This window comes from Undibacterium sp. GW821-FHT11B02, from assembly GCF_058808955.1.
In genome coordinates this window covers 17,152-33,393 of the sequence record NZ_JBXASD010000009.1, presented here as the reverse complement: position 1 = coordinate 33,393, position 16,242 = coordinate 17,152, and the positions used below count along the sequence as shown (strand labels likewise).

General features: G+C 51.1%; 16 protein-coding genes. 11 read left to right on the top strand and 5 right to left on the bottom strand.

From position 1 onward, the window contains the following. Positions 1–32: 32 nt before the first annotated feature. From acnD to prpB, 4 genes are all read right to left on the bottom strand, one after another. Positions 33–2,627: a Fe/S-dependent 2-methylisocitrate dehydratase AcnD gene (acnD, locus tag AC1RVX_RS19390; RefSeq protein ID WP_493218248.1), complete on the bottom strand. Its 2,595-nt coding sequence runs from the start codon at positions 2,625–2,627 to the stop codon at positions 33–35. A 53-nt stretch (positions 2,628–2,680) separates the two neighbouring features. After that, positions 2,681–3,154, bottom strand: a complete 474-nt coding sequence (locus tag AC1RVX_RS19385) for a GNAT family N-acetyltransferase (RefSeq protein ID WP_493218247.1) — start codon at positions 3,152–3,154, stop codon at positions 2,681–2,683. 33 nt (positions 3,155–3,187) lie between these two features. Then, positions 3,188–4,336 carry a bifunctional 2-methylcitrate synthase/citrate synthase gene (gene prpC, locus AC1RVX_RS19380; protein WP_493218246.1) on the bottom strand — a complete coding sequence of 383 codons (1,149 nt, stop codon included), beginning with the start codon at positions 4,334–4,336 and terminating at the stop codon, positions 3,188–3,190. Between the two features lie 98 nt (positions 4,337–4,434). After that, positions 4,435–5,325 carry a methylisocitrate lyase gene (prpB, locus tag AC1RVX_RS19375; protein WP_493218245.1) on the bottom strand — a complete coding sequence of 297 codons (891 nt, stop codon included), beginning with the start codon at positions 5,323–5,325 and terminating at the stop codon, positions 4,435–4,437. Positions 5,326–5,574: 249 nt separating this feature from the next. Between prpB and prpR the strand changes: the two genes are divergently transcribed. The 10 genes from prpR to AC1RVX_RS19325 all read left to right on the top strand — a co-directional run bounded on the left by prpR (position 5,575) and on the right by AC1RVX_RS19325 (position 14,859). Next, a complete protein-coding gene (gene prpR, locus AC1RVX_RS19370; protein ID WP_493218244.1) occupies positions 5,575–7,164 on the top strand; it encodes a propionate catabolism operon regulatory protein PrpR in 1,590 nt (529 codons plus the stop codon). A gap of 154 nt (positions 7,165–7,318) precedes the next feature. Beyond that, on the top strand, positions 7,319–7,684 hold the full coding sequence (locus AC1RVX_RS19365; RefSeq protein ID WP_493218243.1) for a response regulator transcription factor: 366 nt from the start codon (positions 7,319–7,321) through the stop codon (positions 7,682–7,684). Beyond that, a complete protein-coding gene (locus AC1RVX_RS19360; RefSeq protein ID WP_493218242.1) occupies positions 7,681–8,292 on the top strand; it encodes a chemotaxis protein CheC in 612 nt (203 codons plus the stop codon). The genes AC1RVX_RS19365 and AC1RVX_RS19360 overlap by 4 nt, the downstream gene beginning before the upstream one ends. Continuing rightward, positions 8,292–9,320 carry a GGDEF domain-containing protein gene (locus tag AC1RVX_RS19355; RefSeq protein WP_493218241.1) on the top strand — a complete coding sequence of 343 codons (1,029 nt, stop codon included), beginning with the start codon at positions 8,292–8,294 and terminating at the stop codon, positions 9,318–9,320. Before AC1RVX_RS19360 ends, AC1RVX_RS19355 begins: the two co-directional genes overlap by 1 nt. 140 nt (positions 9,321–9,460) lie before the next feature. After that, positions 9,461–10,300, top strand: a complete 840-nt coding sequence (locus AC1RVX_RS19350; protein ID WP_493218477.1) for a putative selenate ABC transporter substrate-binding protein — start codon at positions 9,461–9,463, stop codon at positions 10,298–10,300. Positions 10,301–10,323: 23 nt separating this feature from the next. Next, positions 10,324–11,178, top strand: a complete 855-nt coding sequence (locus AC1RVX_RS19345) for a phosphonate ABC transporter ATP-binding protein (RefSeq protein WP_493218240.1) — start codon at positions 10,324–10,326, stop codon at positions 11,176–11,178. 5 nt (positions 11,179–11,183) lie between these two features. After that, a complete protein-coding gene (locus tag AC1RVX_RS19340; RefSeq protein WP_493218476.1) occupies positions 11,184–12,023 on the top strand; it encodes a PhnE/PtxC family ABC transporter permease in 840 nt (279 codons plus the stop codon). Next, the gene (gene phnE, locus AC1RVX_RS19335; protein WP_493218239.1) at positions 12,020–12,826 is read left to right on the top strand and encodes a phosphonate ABC transporter, permease protein PhnE; all 807 of its coding nucleotides are present in this window, start codon (positions 12,020–12,022) and stop codon (positions 12,824–12,826) included. The genes AC1RVX_RS19340 and phnE overlap by 4 nt, the downstream gene beginning before the upstream one ends. Before the next feature lie 14 nt (positions 12,827–12,840). Next, positions 12,841–13,578 carry an AAA family ATPase gene (locus AC1RVX_RS19330; protein WP_493218238.1) on the top strand — a complete coding sequence of 246 codons (738 nt, stop codon included), beginning with the start codon at positions 12,841–12,843 and terminating at the stop codon, positions 13,576–13,578. A 117-nt stretch (positions 13,579–13,695) separates the two neighbouring features. Further along, entirely contained in the window at positions 13,696–14,859 is a 1,164-nt protein-coding gene (locus AC1RVX_RS19325; protein ID WP_493218237.1) for a cyanophycinase, read from the top strand. A gap of 166 nt (positions 14,860–15,025) precedes the next feature. Here the strand turns inward: AC1RVX_RS19325 and AC1RVX_RS19320 are convergent, their stop codons facing one another. Then, entirely contained in the window at positions 15,026–15,361 is a 336-nt protein-coding gene (locus AC1RVX_RS19320) for an energy transducer TonB (RefSeq protein WP_493218236.1), read from the bottom strand. 368 nt (positions 15,362–15,729) lie between these two features. On the opposite strand from AC1RVX_RS19320, the gene AC1RVX_RS19315 reads away from it, so the two are divergent. After that, positions 15,730–16,182, top strand: a complete 453-nt coding sequence (locus AC1RVX_RS19315; protein ID WP_493218235.1) for a cache domain-containing protein — start codon at positions 15,730–15,732, stop codon at positions 16,180–16,182. Positions 16,183–16,242: the final 60 nt, after the last annotated feature.

Genomic DNA, 16,242 nt, shown 5'->3' with positions numbered 1-16,242 from the left:
AGAGAAGCGCTTGCAACCAGTATCAGTGAAATTTATGCTGCTTTGACAGATTCCAGGAAGTCTTGTGCAAAACGCTGCAAGACACCACCCGCTTCATAAATCGATACTTCTTCTGCCGTATCCAGGCGGCACATTACAGGCACTGCCACCGATTCGCCATTCTTGCGATTGATGATCAGGGTCAGCGTTGCACGTGGCATACGCTCACCGATGACGTCAAAGGTTTCTGTGCCATCGATGTTCAGCGTCAGGCGGTTCACACCCGACAAAAATTCCAGTGGCAAGACACCCATGCCGACCAGATTGGTGCGGTGTATGCGCTCAAAGCCTTCAGCGACAATGACTTCGACACCAGCCAGACGTACACCTTTGGCTGCCCAGTCACGCGAAGAACCCTGGCCGTAATCGGCACCAGCAATCACGATCAGTGGCTGCTTGCGTTCCATATAGGTTTCTATGGCTTCCCACATGCGGGTGATTTTTCCTTCTGGTTCGATACGGGCCAGTGAACCAGCCTTGACCTTGCCATCGACAACGACCATTTCATTTTTCAGAGTCGGATTGGCGAAGGTCGCCCGTTGCGCCGTCAAATGGTCACCCCGGTGAGTGGCATAAGAATTGAAATCTTCTTCCGGTAAACCCATCTTGGCCAGATATTCACCAGCGGCGCTATCGAGCATGATGGCATTCGATGGCGACAGATGGTCTGTCGTGATGTTATCGCCCAATACCGCCAGCGCACGCATACCCCTCATGCTGCGAGCACCTGCCAGTGCACCTTCCCAATACGGTGGGCGGCGGATATAGGTGGTTTGTGGACGCCAGTCATACAGGGGGCTGACTTTTTCACCATCATCTGCCTGCTTGGCAAACATGGGGATATACACCTTGCGGAATTGTTCAGGCTTGACGCTGGCAGCCACCACGGCATCAATTTCTTCATCAGTCGGCCAAATGTCTTTCAGTGTAACTGGCTTGCCAGCAGCATCCAGACCCAGCACATCTTTCTCGATATCAAAACGGATGGTGCCTGCAATAGCATATGCCACCACCAGCGGTGGCGAAGCAAGAAAAGCCTGCTGTGCGTAAGGATGAATGCGTCCATCGAAATTGCGGTTACCCGACAATACTGCCGTCGCATACAGATCACGGTCTATGATTTCTTTCTGGATCACCGGGTCAAGCGCGCCAGACATACCATTACAGGATGTGCAGGCATAAGCCACCACCCCAAAACCAAGCTGCTCCAGCTCGGGCAACAAATTGGCTTCTTCCAGATACAGGGTCACGGCCTTGGAACCAGGGGCCAGTGAACTCTTGACCCAGGGCTTGCGAGTAAGGCCCAGCTTGTTGGCGTTGCGCGCCAGCAAACCGGCAGCCACCATATTGCGTGGGTTATTGGTGTTGGTACAACTGGTGATGGCGGCGATGATGACAGCGCCATCAGGCATCAGGCCCGGTTCATTTTCCACTTTGCCGCTAATGCCACGGGCTGCCAGTTCTGACGTTGGCACACGCTTGTGCGGGTTCGATGGACCAGCAATATTGCGCACGACGGAAGACAGATCAAACTTCAGTACACGCTCATATTCAGCATTTTTTAGCGTATCTGCCCACAGGCCGGTTTCTTTGGCATAGGTTTCAACCAGCTTGACCAGTTCATCATCACGACCTGTGAGTTTCAGGTATTTGATGGTTTGTTCATCGATGTAGAACATCGCGGCGGTGGAACCGAATTCCGGTGCCATGTTGGAAATTGTGGCACGGTCGCCCAGGGTCAGGTGGGATGCGCCTTCACCATAAAATTCCAGATAAGATGAAACCACTTTTTGGTTGCGCAAAAATTCTGTCAATGCCAGTACCGTATCAGTGGCCGTAATACCTTCCTGTGGCTTGCCTGTCAGTTCAACGCCGATAATGTCTGGCAAACGCATCCAGGATGCACGACCAAGCATGACGCTTTCGGCTTCCAGGCCACCAACACCAATTGCAATCACGCCCAGCGCATCGACCATGGGAGTATGGCTGTCAGTACCTACCAGGGTATCTGGATAAGCAACGCCGTCTGTAACCTGCACCACAGGCGACATACGCTCCAGATTAATCTGATGCAAAATACCGTTGCCCGGCGGGATCACATCAACATTCTTGAATGCCTTCTTGGTCCAATTGATGAAATCAAACCGGTCTTCATTGCGCCTGTCTTCAATGGTGCGGTTCTTGTTGAAGGCATCCGGATCAAAACCGCCGCATTCAACAGCCAGCGAATGATCAACCACCAGTTGTGTTGGCACGACAGGGTTGACCAGCGCCGGGTCACCGCCTTGCAAGGCAATCGCATCGCGCAAACCTGCCAGATCTACCAGGGCCGTCTGACCCAGGATGTCATGGCACACCACACGCGCCGGGAACCAGGGAAAATCCAGGTCACGCTTGCGTTCGATGAATTGACGGAGAGAATCAGTCAGTGTTGCCGGATCACAGCGACGCACCAGATTTTCTGCCAGCACGCGTGAGGTATACGGCAGCTTGTCATAGGCACCTGGCACAATCGCATCGACGGCAGCTCGTGTATCAAAGTAATCCAGTTTGGTGCCAGGTAGTGGCTTGCGAAATTGAGTATTCATGGCTCGCTATTTTCAATATTAGTATTCGGTGTTCAGAGCTAGTTCAGAGCAGCTCAGAGTTGCAATTTAAAGCCTTCATGTGATGCTGTGAAGCCCATGCTTCCGTAGAATCTGTGCGCCTGTATGCGCTTCTTGTCGCTGGTCAGCTGCACCAACTGGCAACGGTGCTCGCGCGCCAATAGTATGGCCTGCTCTATAAACCAGTGTCCTATACCCTGCCCGCGCAGATAGCTATCGACCCGCACGCTTTCTATCATGGCGCGGGTAGCGCCTTTCCTGCTCAGGCCAGGGATGAAAGTCACCTGTTGCATGGCAATGATGCGGCCATCCATCTCGGCCACCATCAGGAACTGATTATCGTCAGCAGTTATGCGGTCAAAGGCTTCTGCATAACATGCCTCCTCCGAACCTACGCCTTCACGGTTCTTGCCCAGATCATCGTCGGCGATCAATTCCAGCAGGCGCGGCAGATCCTGCCTCACAGCGCGTCTGGTGCTGAGTTTGGACAGGTCTGCCTGCACTTTCATATTGCAACCTTTGGTTTGCTTATTTACGTTAGCTTATTTACGTTTATTCAAGGGAACAAATTTCAGGTCTTCAGGGCCAACATAATTGGCACTAGGGCGAATGATCTTGTTGTCGATGCGTTGTTCTATGATGTGTGCCGCCCAACCCGATGTACGCGCAATCACGAACAAAGGCGTGAACATGGCAGTCGGCACACCCATCATGTGATAGGACACGGCAGAGAACCAGTCAAGGTTGGGGAACATTTTTTTGATATCCCACATCACTGTTTCCAGACGCTCAGCGATGTCAAACATTTTCATCGCGCCGACATCCTTGGACAGATTACGTGCCACTTCCTTGATGACCTTGTTGCGTGGATCAGCAATCGTATACACGGGGTGGCCAAAGCCGATCACGACTTCCTTGTTTTCCACACGTTTCTTGATGTCCGCTTCAGCTTCATCTGGATTGTCGTAACGCTTCTGGATTTCAAATGCGACTTCATTGGCACCACCGTGTTTAGGGCCGCGCAAGGCACCAATCGCGCCGGTAATGGCGGAATACATGTCAGAACCTGTGCCAGCAACGACACGGCCGGTAAAGGTGGACGCATTGAATTCATGTTCTGCATACAGGATCAGCGATGTATGCATGGCTTTTTCCCACAGTTCGCTTGGTTTTTCACCATGCAGCAAATGCAGGAAATGACCACCAATAGAATCATCATCGGTTTCTGTTTCTATGCGTTTGCCATTGTGGCTGTAGTGGTACCAATATAGCAGCATGGAACCCAGCGAAGCCATCAGCCGGTCAGCGATATCGCGTGCGCCCGGGGTATTGTGGTCATCTTTTTCTGGCAGCACGCAACCAAGTACGGATACCCCGGTACGCATGACATCCATAGGGTGGGAAGATGCTGGCAGCCATTCCAGTGCCGCCTTCAAATTGGCGGGCAAACCGCGCAGGGCTTTGAGCTTGGCTTTGTAGGCACGCAGTTCAGAAGCCGTAGGCAATTTGCCATGCACCAGCAAATGGGCAATTTCTTCAAACTCGCAGGCATCAGCCACATCCAGAATATCGTAACCACGGTAATGCAGGTCATTGCCGGTTTTGCCTACGGTACACAGGGCAGTATTACCTGCAGTCACACCAGACAGGGCAACCGATTTCTTGGGTTTGAAAGGAACTGCTTCAGTCATGATTTTTTTCTCCATCGTTTCATTAGAAGTGCTATTCCCGCTTGCTGATTTGATGCAGCACAAATTTCAACACAAGAGCGGGAACGTTTATATAGTTTCTACTTGGACTTTTGCTGTGCAAACAGGGCATCCAGCTTTTGCTCAAAGTCGTGGTAATTGATGCGTTCATACAATTCCATGCGGGTTTGCATGGTGTCGACGACATTCTTTTGCGTGCCGTCACGGCGTATCGCACCATAGACGTTTTCTGCCGCCTTGTTCATGGCACGGAAAGCCGACAGGGGATATAACACCAGGCCCACATCCACGGCCGCCAGTTCTTCAACAGAAAACAGGGGCGTAGCACCAAATTCAGTGATATTTGCCAGGATAGGCACTTTGACGGCATTGGCAAACTGCTTGTACATCGCCAGTTCAGTAATCGCTTCCGGAAAGATCATGTCTGCACCTGCCTCAACGCAAGCCAGGGCACGCTCGATAGCAGCTTCCAGACCTTCCACCGCCAGCGCATCGGTACGGGCCATGATGACGAAGTTGTCGTCGGTGCGCGCATCCACTGCTGCCTTGACGCGATCTACCATCTCTTGTTTGCTGACAATTTCCTTACCAGGACGATGTCCACAGCGCTTTGCTCCCACCTGATCTTCGATATGTATGGCAGCGGCGCCAAACTTGATCATGGATTTGACAGTACGTGCCACGTTAAAGGCAGAAGCACCAAAGCCGGTATCCACATCGACCAGCAAAGGCAAGTCACAGACATCGGTTATGCGGCGTACGTCAGTCAGGACATCATCCAGATTGGAGATACCCAGATCAGGTAAGCCCAGGGAACCAGCAGCAACACCGCCACCGGACAGGTAAATCGCCTTGAAACCGGCACGTTTTGCCAGCAGGGCATGATTGGCGTTGATTGCGCCCACGACCTGCAATGGGGATTCTTCCTGCATCGCCTTGCGGAAGGCGGCACCTGCGGAGTATGTACTCATGTGTATGCTTTCAGATTAATGAATAGATTCTGGCAAGCATATTGCAATCGGCGTGCCACCTCTGACAACAGAGCAAATGAGAATGACTGATACACATACAAATCAAGCACTTATCGGATAAGAAATACCAAACAGAGCTTGAGACACACCAACAATATGGCGCATAATGGTGTTTCAATATTTCACTTGAAACATAAACGAAACATAGTTGAAACAAAAATTGAAACAATCATTAAAAAACGAACAACAATGAAACACCCGCCACCACAGCGCGACAACAGCGACAAACCCGTCATCTGGACAGTGTCCATTTCACGCCTGTTCGACATGTTTCGCGACATCATGGTCGAATACGATGGCCGCGCCGATATCGAACCCATACACATGGGTTTTGAAGAAGCTGCGCAATACTTGAAAGAACGTCTGCAAACGGAAAGATGCGATGCTGTCATCGCCGCCGGTTCAAACGGTGCCTACCTGAAAAACCGCCTGCCAGTTCCGGTTGTCATCGCCAAGGCCAGTGGCTTTGATGTCATGCAGGCGCTGGCCAGGGCGCGCAAGGTATCACCCGCCATTGGTTTGATCAATTACCAGGAAACCATGCCTGAATTGACAGATTTCAAAACCACATTCGACTTTCCATTGGAACAACGCACCTACGTCACGGAAGAAGATGCACGCGCCCAGATCAGCGAACTGAAAGCCAGTGGCATCAAGGCCATCGTCGGTGCCGGCCTGATCACTGACCTGGCGGAAGAAGCCGGGCTGACTGGTATTTTCATGTATTCAGCGGGGTCGATACGGCAGGCTTTTGATGATGCACTGGAAATTGCCCGCCTGACGCGACTGGAGTCCGCCCGTGGTCGCCAGCATCCGGCAGCAGATTCGCTACGTGCCCGCCACAACCTGAATGATTTGCGAGGTGATTCGACCATCATGCAGGCGACACGTAAATCCATCGTCCTGTTTGCCCGCTCCCCCGCTACCGTGTTGCTGCAAGGTGAAACTGGCACCGGCAAGGAACTGGCCGCCCAGGCCCTGCACCGCGAAAGCACCAGAGCGCGCCAGCCTTTTGTTGCCGTCAATTGCGGTGCCATTGCCGAAAGCTTGCTGGAATCCGAATTATTCGGCTATGAAGAAGGTGCATTTACAGGCTCAAAACGGGGTGGCCATGCTGGTCTGTTTGAAACTGCGCATCGCGGCACCGTATTCCTGGATGAAATTGGTGAAATGCCCCTGGGCTTGCAAACCCGGTTGTTGCGGGTACTGGAAGAGCGTGAAGTGATACGCGTCGGCAGCATGCGTCCTATTCCTGTCGATGTACGCATTATCAGCGCTACGCATTGCAATTTGGAAGACCGCATCAAGGAAGGCAAATTTCGCGCCGACCTGTATTTTCGCCTGGCGGTATTGCGACTGCATCTGCCCGCGTTACGGGAACGAACGGACGATCTGCTCCCTCTTGCAGAATGGTTCCTGAAACATGCGCTGGCTGGTATGGGTACCCGCCCACACGCCAATCTGCATGCGGAAATTGCCTCTTGCGGCTCTTTGCTCCAGCACTATGCCTGGCCGGGTAATATCAGAGAATTACGCAACCTGATGGAACGTCTGGCCTTGTTTTTGGCAGCCGAACCCTTACAGGCACTAACACCTGGGTTTGTCGCAAAAACTTTGCCTGAGCTGGTAATGACTGGTATTCAACAGGAAGAAACGGCGGTACCAGCCCTGGAAGAATCGCTGGAACAGGTCATGGAAAAATTCGGGCACAACCGCGAAGCCGTTGCCAGTTACCTGGGTATCAGCAGAACCACCTTGTGGCGGCGACTGAAAAATTGAAAATGACAACGGACACACAAAATAAGCTGTGCAAATACCTTCACGGAAGCATTTATTGAGCATCTTGACCATTCAATTTCCGGCTCGGTAAGGTAAAATGAATTTGAGCTGCAACTCAATATCAATGGGTGCATTTGTTTTACATAAAAATATTATGAAAAAATTACTAATTGTTGATGATAGCAAAGTGTCACGCATGGTCATACGTGCCCATGTGAAGGCGGCACAGCCTGAATGGGAAATATTCGAAGCCAGTACAGGCGAAGAAGCCATGAAATCTGTGCAGGAAAACAAGCCAGACTATTGCACCATGGACATCAACATGCCTGGCATGCTGGGGACGGATGCTGCAGAAAAAATTCTGAAGGACAATCCCCATGTGCGCATTGCCATCTTCTCTGCCAATGTGCAAGATAGCATGCAGACACGCGCCAATTCCATAGGCAGTGTGTTCGTGGCCAAGCCTGTCACCGAAAAATCGATCACCCTCGTCCTCAATTATTTCGCGAGCGGGCAATGAACACGTTGACTGAACTTCATCTTGATGCACTGAGTGAAGTTTTCAATGTCGGTGCAGGCAGAGCGGCAGCCAGCCTCAGCGATATCGTCGGCGAAGAAGTCCGCCTGTCAGTTCCCTCGGTAGAAATTCGTAAGTCGTCGGAGATTGATTTCTCCATCATGGGTATGCAAAACGACAAGTTTGGTGCAGTACACCAGACTTTTAGCGGCTCGTTTGAAGCTGATGCCATACTGTTGTTCACTGAAGACCATGCGCTGGAAATTGTGCGTGACATGATGGGATCGCAAATCAGCATCGAAGACCTGGCAGAGTTCGAACAAGAAGCCATGTGCGAGCTGGGTAACATCATACTCAACGCCTGCCTGTCAGCCATGGCTGATATGCTCAATATTCCACTCAGTTGTTCCTTGCCTGACTATTCAGTTGCTACCACGGAAGAAATTTTCCGTCGTGTCAGTGATGACCACGATCAGCCATATGTGCTTTTACTGCACATAGACCTGACAATAGAAAGAAGGCATTCTGAAGGTCACCTGATTTTCTTGCTCAGTTCAACCTCGTTGACTGATTTGGTCACTCAGATAGAACGTTTCCTGGGGGAAACCTGATGGTGCAGTTGCTGTCCACCAGCCCAGTCGCTGTGGAACAAATTCTGAATTCAATCAGTCTCGGTCTGATACTGGTCGATGCAGAACAGCATGTCCGTCTGTGGAACGGCTGGATAGAAAGACATAGTGGTGTCGCCGCAGAACAGGCGCTGGGTCGCCACATATCAGAGGCTTTTGAAGAGTTGCCCAGCCGCGCCATCCTGAACGCCATCAGCAATACCCTGAATTACGGACTGCCGGTCGTCCTGTCGAATGCCCTGCACCGCTCCCCCTTGCCGCTGTTTGACCGTAGCGAGCAAGACGATGAAAAAAAACGCATCCATCAGTCCATCACCATTACACCGCTCACTGCGGACAATGGCACCAGGCTATGCCTGATTCAGGTCAGCGATTCTTCAACATCAATCAAACGCGAAAAAATTCTGCGTACCCATTCTGAAGCGCTGAAACGTGAAGCCACCACCGATAGTCTGACCGGCATCTATAACCGCCGTTTCTTCGACGAACACTACAAAATGGCAATGGGTCATGCAGTACGTCACAAAGTACCGTTGTCAGTTTTCATGGTGGATGTTGACTGCTTCAAAGAATACAACGACAGCTATGGACATGTAGCCGGCGACAAAACGCTGATACTGGTCGCTGCCGCATTGCGCAAACAATTGCTACGTGCCACTGATGTGCTGGCACGATACGGTGGCGAAGAATTTATTTTAATGTTGCCCAATATGCCCACCGACTCTGCCATACAGTTTGCAGAAAAACTGCGCAGTGCAGTATGGGAGTTGAATATCCCACACAGCAATTCCCGTGCTGCAGATCGCGTCACCATCAGCATAGGTTTCAGCAATTTTCACAAACATCCGGATGAAGATCAACATTTGCTGCTGAAATGCGCTGATGCTGCATTATATGAAGCAAAAAAAGCAGGTCGTAACCAAAGCCATTATTTACCATTGCAAAATTTTCGCGCGCCATCATCGACCAGCACCTCTGCCGATAGCCACAACGAAGGCTTGCTCAGCTGATTTGGTATGCCTGGTTTAATTCCAATTAAGCAATCTTGCAATCAATTCATGGCCTGAACAGTCAATCAGGTCAAAAATACACTTTAGAAGGCACTAGCATGCGTAAATCATTTTCAGATTTTTCACCAACACGTCGCACCATGCATCACCTGATCGCCGCCAGTTTGCTGGCATTTTCTGGCCTGGCAAGTGCCCAGCAGGTGTTGCGCGTATCCGCCATACCAGATGAAGCGCCAACAGAATTGCAGCGCAAGTTCAAACCCCTGGGTGCCATGCTGGAGAAAAAATTGGGAATGAAAGTGGAATTTGTCCCGGTAAACGACTACCCGGCATGTGTGGAAGGCTTGATCAATAAAAAACTCGATTTGGTCTGGTTCGGTGGTTTTACTTTCGTCGAGGCCAAGATACGCAGCAAAGACCAGGTGATCCCACTGGTACAGCGCGAAGAAGATGAAAAATTCAAATCGGTATTCATCACCAGCGATAAAAACATCAATAAACTGGAAGATCTGAAAGGCAAAACTTTTACCTTTGGCTCAGAATCTTCCACGTCAGGCCATCTGATGCCACGTGCTTATCTGCTGGCAGCCAAGATCAATCCTGACACCGACATGAAACGCATCGCCTTTTCTGGCACCCATGATGCGACCGTAGCCGCAGTATCAGGTGGCAAGGTAGATGCAGGTGCACTGAATATTTCGGTCTGGGAAAAACTGCTGGCGCAAGGCAAAGTTGATACTAAACTGGTACACGTGTTTTACACCACACCAGGTTATTTTGACTACAACTGGTCAGTACGTGCCGACATGCCTGCTGATTTGCGCAAGAAGATCACCGATGCTTTCCTGAATCTCGATCCAGCCAATCCGCAAGACAAGGAAATCCTGGACTTGCAACGTGCTACACGCTTCATCCCGACCAAGGCTGACAACTACAAGGCCATAGAAGCGGCTGCACATAATGCCGGCCTGCTGAAGTAATGCCGGCAGCAATGTCGGCAGTCATGACTACAGTACAACTGCGTTTGCAGCAATTGAGTGTGGCTTTTCCCGGTGCAGTACATACTGCACTGGTGGCAGGGCAAGCGCAACAGCAATACATACTTGACAACCTGAACCTGACGGTAGCTCAGGGCGAGCAGATTGCCATCATAGGGCCATCTGGTGCGGGCAAAACCACGCTATTGCATACCCTGGCTGCGGCCCACCAGCCAGCCAACGGTCAATTCCAATTCATGGACCAGAATGTCTGGGCACTGTCACATACGGCACGCCATGCCTTGCGCCGTCATCTGTTCCTGGCACCGCAAACCCCACCGCTGCCTGCACGCCAGCGTGTCATTACCGCCGTCTTGGCTGGCCGACTGCCACACTGGACACTGGCACAGGCACTGCGCAATCTGATCAAGCCGACAGACCCGCTGGCTGCCTGGCAAGCCTTGCAACGCTTTGATTTACAGCACAAGCTGTATGCCAGGGTAGATAAACTCTCCGGCGGCGAACGCCAGCGCTGCGGACTGGCACGCCTGCTCTTGTCTGATGCCAGCCTGTTGCTGGTCGATGAACCACTGTCTGCGCTGGACCCCACCCTGGCACTGCAAACCCTGAATACCTTGCAACAGGAAGCAAAACAACGCAATGCGACGCTGATCTGCAGCCTGCATCAGGTAGAACTGGCACGTCAGCACTTCCCGCGCATCATAGGTCTGCGTGCTGGCAAAATTATGTTTGACAGCGACAAGGTCAGTGATCAGATGATAGCGGACCTGTACCGGAATGCTGGCAATCCTGATCATCAGTCCATCGATATGCCTGCACTGGATCAGCCGGAGTTTTCTGATACACCACGCTGCTTTTAAGCATGATGAAACAACAGAAAAGCCATCAAGATATTCAGCACGATCCTGCATGGCGCATGCGGGTAACGCTCACATTATGTATGCTGGTGCTGCTCTGGCCCATGCTGCAAATCACTGAATTCAAGCCCTGGCAACTGATCGATGCGCAAAGCCTGGGCGCGACCTGGCGCTTCCTGTCAAGCTTTTTTCCACCGGCCCACTCTACAGACTTTTTACTGATCGTACTGGAAGCAACCTGGCAAACCATCGCCATTGCCACTGCGGGCCTGACGCTGGCGCTGCTGGGTGCAATCCCCATGACCCTGATCGTCAATGAACATTTGTCGATCTCGCGCCTGGGTAGCGGGCACATGCACGGCATGGCCAGACTGCTGCGGCAGATAGTGCGCTGGAAGCTGGTCTTGCTGCGCAGCGTGCCCGAGCTGGTCTGGGCTTTGCTGTTTGTGCGCCTGGTCGGGCTGGGGCCGACAGCTGGCGTGTTCGCCATCGCCCTCACCTATGCCGGCATGCTGGGCAAGGTCTATGCTGAAATACTGGAAGCCAATGATGCCCACGCCACCGACAGCCTGCTCAGGAACGGTAGCAGCCGCCTGACGGCATTTCTGTATGGCGCATTGCCAAATGCTGCACCGGAATTGATTTCCTACACCATCTATCGCTGGGAATGCGCAATACGCGGTTCGGTCGTCATGGGTTTTGTCGGTGCTGGTGGTCTGGGGCAACGCATGGATGAATCCATGAAAATGTTATCCGGCGCTGAAGTGTCGACCATGCTGATCGTCTTCGTGCTGCTGGTGGGTGTCGCTGACCTGGCCAGTAAATTATTCCGCAAGGCACTGGCATGAGTTTGGAAAATACAAACAGCATGCCAGCCGCACCCGCGCTGTTCAGCCCACTCAAGCTGGCGTTGAGTGCGGGGATTATTCTGCTGGTCATTGCCAGCTTTGTCAGCCTGAATATGGAATGGCGCGCCCTGTTCAGCGACGACGCGGCGGGTAAAACCTGGGAATTCCTCCAGGGCTTTGCACCGCCCAACATCAGCCCGGCCCTGCTGACCAAAACCGCCCTGGCCTCATTTGAAACCCTGGCCATGTCGGCACTGGGCACCTTGATTGCCGCCATCCTGGGCTTGCTTCTGGCTCTGCCAGCCAGTGGCCGGTTTGGCAGCGTAGCAAAAAGCATTACGCGATTATTTTTGAATGTGGCGCGCGCCATACCTGAACTGGTGTGGGCATCCATCATGCTGATTGCCGCTGGTCTGGGGCCATTTGCCGGCACCATTGCTTTAGCCGCCCATACTACCGGCGTGCTTGGCCGCCTGTTTGCCGAAGCGCTGGAAAACGCCGCACCGCAGGCAGAATCCACATTGCGCCTGAACGGTGCTTCAGCCATCAATGCCTTCCTGTATGCCACGCTGCCACAAAGCCTGCCACAAATGCTGTCCTATACCCTGTACCGATGGGAAAACAATATCCGTGCCGCAGCCATACTTGGTGTCGTCGGTGCCGGTGGCCTGGGGCAAATGTTGAAGTATCATTTATCCTTATTCCAGATGCAGACTGCCGCTACTGTCATCATCGCCATGCTGATTCTGGTGGCCATGGTGGATGCGCTGAGTTTTGCGATGCGACGCTGGCTCATGCATTAGATTAAAATCACACCATGAGCCTGTCCGCCAAACCCTATCTGCAACGCATCAGCATACGTGATGATGCTGTGATTGACTTTGACAGCTACCCTTACCACATCCCCGCGGTCAGGGAGCTGGACGTGCTGGATTTTCATGCCGACGTGACTTTTTTCGTCGGTGAAAACGGCGCAGGCAAATCTACGGTACTGGAAGCGATCGCCATGGCGCTGGGTTATGGACAAGAAGGTGGAACGAAGAATGTCGCTTATCGCACCACAGAATCAGTCTCATCGCTGCACCAGAATTTACGCCTGTCCAAAAGCTTCAAAAAACCACGCGACGGTTATTTCTTGCGGGCCGAGAGTTTTTTCAATGTCGCTACCTACATGGATGAAGTTGGCTACCTTGGGGGTTATGGTGGCTCACTGCACACACGCTCGCATGGCGAATCTTTCATGGCACTGTTGCTCAACAAGCTGCAAGGCAATGGCCTCTACCTGATGGATGAACCCGAAGCTGCGCTGTCTCCCAACCGCCAGCTGGCCGCCCTTAGCGCCGTCCATCAGTTGGTGCAGGATGGCTCGCAATTCATTATCGCCACCCATTCACCGATACTGCTTTCCTATCCGCATGCAAAAATTTATCAGTTTGACGGCAGCGGCATCACCGAAACCAGCTATGAAGACACGGAACACTTTGCAGTAACCCGTGACTTCCTCAATAATTATTCCAAGCGGCTACAGCAATTGCTGTCTGACGATGAGTTATGATTCTTTGGCGAATTGCAGAAATTCAGGATGAAAATCATGCCTATTTTTCAGAAAAAATTTGGTCAGCGACTTGGCAACTTGCTAGCTTGGCTGACTGTCCTGCTCTGGCAATTACCAATGAACGCACAAGCTGAAACTGCCATGCCCCCACAGGGTTCCCTCGTCATCATAGGCGGTGCCCTGCGGTTTGATAATGCCATTGTGTGGCAGCGTATCGTTCAACAGGCGGGTGGCAAAGGAGCAAAAATCGCCATCATCCCGGCTGCGGCTGGCAATCCGGAACGGGCTGGCGCAGCTACAGCCGAAGCATTAAATCAGCACGGGGCTCAGGCCTTTGTCATTCCTCTGTCAGTCAACTACCGACAGTTCAAGCCTCAGGATGTCGTCAATGACCTTGCATGGCTAGACAAATTGAAAGATGCCAGCGGCGTGTACTTTACCGGAGGTGATCAGGGCCGCATCGTCCAGGCCCTGCTCAAACCTGACGGCAGCAAAACTGCCATGCTGGAAGCTATCTGGGATTTGTACCGGCGCGGCGGTGTTATTGCTGGTAGCAGTGCTGGTGCCGCCATCATGAGTACAACCATGTTTTATGATGCCATGCCCGTGCTGCCTACACTGAAACTAGGTGTCACTGATGGCAAAGAAATTGCGACTGGTCTGGGCTTCATCGGCTCCGACGTATTTATCGACCAGCACCTGATCATCCGCGGCCGCTTTGCCCGCATGCTGCCCGTCATGCTGAAAAAGAATTACAAGCTGGGGCTGGGTGTGGATGAAAATACCGCCATGGTTGTCACCAATCAAGATGAAGTAGAAGTCATCGGCTATAAAGGTGCCATCCTGCTTGATTTAACAGAAGCAAAAACCGACAACACCCAGACACACTTCAATATCAGCAATGCCCGCATCAGCTATCTAGACCGCGGTGACCGCTTCAATTTGCGCAGCAAGATACTGAGCCCTTCAGCAGACAAACTCAAAGGCAAGCTGAGTCCTGCTCAGGCAGACCACATCGACCAACGCTTTTATGCTGATATCCTGGCCAATACCGTGGTCACTGACCTGATGTTCAATTTGATCAACAGTGGGCAGGGGCGCGCAATTGGTCTGGCATTTGCTATGGACCAGCAGCCTGAATTGGGTTTTGAATTCAGCTTTAGCAAAGTCGCAGAAAGCCTGGGCTATTTCTCTGGCTCTTCGGGTGCTGAAGCCTATACTGTACACAATCTGCGATTGGACATACGAGCTGTCAAAATGCAGTTACCACTATATAAGTAGAACTCAGTTCATCAAAGGAGCTGCAACGCAGTTGGGGTGATTTTGCGTAAGGCTTATAAACAAAGCTGCTTAGCAAGTAGTGCAAGGCGCAAGCACGTAAAAAAAGAGACGCCGCAGCATCTCTTTTTTGTCTTGTTGATCAACGCTGATCAGCAAAAATCACCGATCAAGACAGGCTCCAGACATATTCCAGTTTAGTCCACGCTTGCTGTGGCTTGCCATCTTTGGCACCTGGTTTGAATTTGCAAGAGGTATAGATTTTTTGGGTAGCTTTATCCAAAGCCTTGGAACCGCTGGATTTTTCCACTTTGGAGTCAACAACACTGCCATCAGGACCAACCAAAATCGACAAGACGACGGTGCCACTTTCTTCATTCATCAGCGCAGATTTCGGATAAACTGGTTTTTCGCAGCTTTGTTTATCCACTGAGGGAGCAATTTCGTTGGCAGAAACAGACACAAAGGAGGCGAGCAAAGCAAGGGCTAAAATAAATTTTTTCATGGAATTTAATAGTAACAGAATGATAACAGCAGGATTTTTAAAAGAAGATAATTACCACAAAGAAACTAGGCGCGTATTGTATCTCATGGTTTTTCCGCAAAGCAACATATTTCCATAAATCATCTTTCTGTAATCAGAATATTGAGCAAACGCTCAGTATTTACCCTCATTCTACTCATCATCTTTCCACAACTAATTACAAGAATAACAATATCCAGCATTGATACCTGTAAGCGAATAAAATTCATTTTTACTGAAGAAAACGCACTCTAAGCATTTGCTTTTTTGAATTATTTCCGTTAGCCTAAATTCATGCCATTCTGCTTGGCTATTGGTTTATACAAGAAACAAATGCGAGGAGACACAAAATGAAATTCTTGAAATTGCTTGCCACTTTGTTGTTCCTCAGCCATCTGCAGTTCGCTTATGCCGAAGACAATCCTGCCGATGCCATCGCCATGGTAGAGAAAGGTGTGGCTTACATGCAAAAACATGGCAAAGATGCTTTGGCACAGGAAATCAATAATAAAAATCCTGAATTCATCAATGGCTCTATTTACCTTTACATGCGCGGCATGGATGGCGCTATCATCGCCCACCCCATCAACCCCAAACTGATAGGTAAAAACATGCTGGACTTGCCGGATGCCGATGGAAAATACTACCGCAAGGACATCCTTACCCTGGCAAAAAGTAAAGGTAAAGGCTGGGTAGATTACCGTTATAACAATCCTGTCAGCAAGCAGATAGAGAACAAGACCACCTATATTTTCCGCAGCAATGACGTGATACTGGAAGCAGGAATTTACAAAGGCAAATAATCTGCACACCAGGCAGTATCCAAAATCAAAGGTATCAGCCAGGGATTTTAGCGATACCTT

Coding starts and splice junctions, on each gene's coding strand:
- prpC (WP_493218246.1), bottom strand. CDS start 4,336: ATGACTGAAGCAGTTCCTTTCAAACCCAAGAAATCGGTTGCCCTGTCT.
- AC1RVX_RS19315 (WP_493218235.1), top strand. CDS start 15,730: ATGAAATTCTTGAAATTGCTTGCCACTTTGTTGTTCCTCAGCCATCTG.
- AC1RVX_RS19325 (WP_493218237.1), top strand. CDS start 13,696: ATGAACGCACAAGCTGAAACTGCCATGCCCCCACAGGGTTCCCTCGTC.
- prpB (WP_493218245.1), bottom strand. CDS start 5,325: ATGAGTACATACTCCGCAGGTGCCGCCTTCCGCAAGGCGATGCAGGAA.
- AC1RVX_RS19350 (WP_493218477.1), top strand. CDS start 9,461: ATGCATCACCTGATCGCCGCCAGTTTGCTGGCATTTTCTGGCCTGGCA.
- AC1RVX_RS19340 (WP_493218476.1), top strand. CDS start 11,184: ATGAAACAACAGAAAAGCCATCAAGATATTCAGCACGATCCTGCATGG.
- AC1RVX_RS19385 (WP_493218247.1), bottom strand. CDS start 3,154: ATGAAAGTGCAGGCAGACCTGTCCAAACTCAGCACCAGACGCGCTGTG.
- AC1RVX_RS19330 (WP_493218238.1), top strand. CDS start 12,841: ATGAGCCTGTCCGCCAAACCCTATCTGCAACGCATCAGCATACGTGAT.
- AC1RVX_RS19360 (WP_493218242.1), top strand. CDS start 7,681: ATGAACACGTTGACTGAACTTCATCTTGATGCACTGAGTGAAGTTTTC.
- AC1RVX_RS19365 (WP_493218243.1), top strand. CDS start 7,319: ATGAAAAAATTACTAATTGTTGATGATAGCAAAGTGTCACGCATGGTC.
- AC1RVX_RS19345 (WP_493218240.1), top strand. CDS start 10,324: ATGACTACAGTACAACTGCGTTTGCAGCAATTGAGTGTGGCTTTTCCC.
- AC1RVX_RS19355 (WP_493218241.1), top strand. CDS start 8,292: ATGGTGCAGTTGCTGTCCACCAGCCCAGTCGCTGTGGAACAAATTCTG.
- AC1RVX_RS19320 (WP_493218236.1), bottom strand. CDS start 15,361: ATGAAAAAATTTATTTTAGCCCTTGCTTTGCTCGCCTCCTTTGTGTCT.
- prpR (WP_493218244.1), top strand. CDS start 5,575: ATGAAACACCCGCCACCACAGCGCGACAACAGCGACAAACCCGTCATC.
- acnD (WP_493218248.1), bottom strand. CDS start 2,627: ATGAATACTCAATTTCGCAAGCCACTACCTGGCACCAAACTGGATTAC.
- phnE (WP_493218239.1), top strand. CDS start 12,020: ATGAGTTTGGAAAATACAAACAGCATGCCAGCCGCACCCGCGCTGTTC.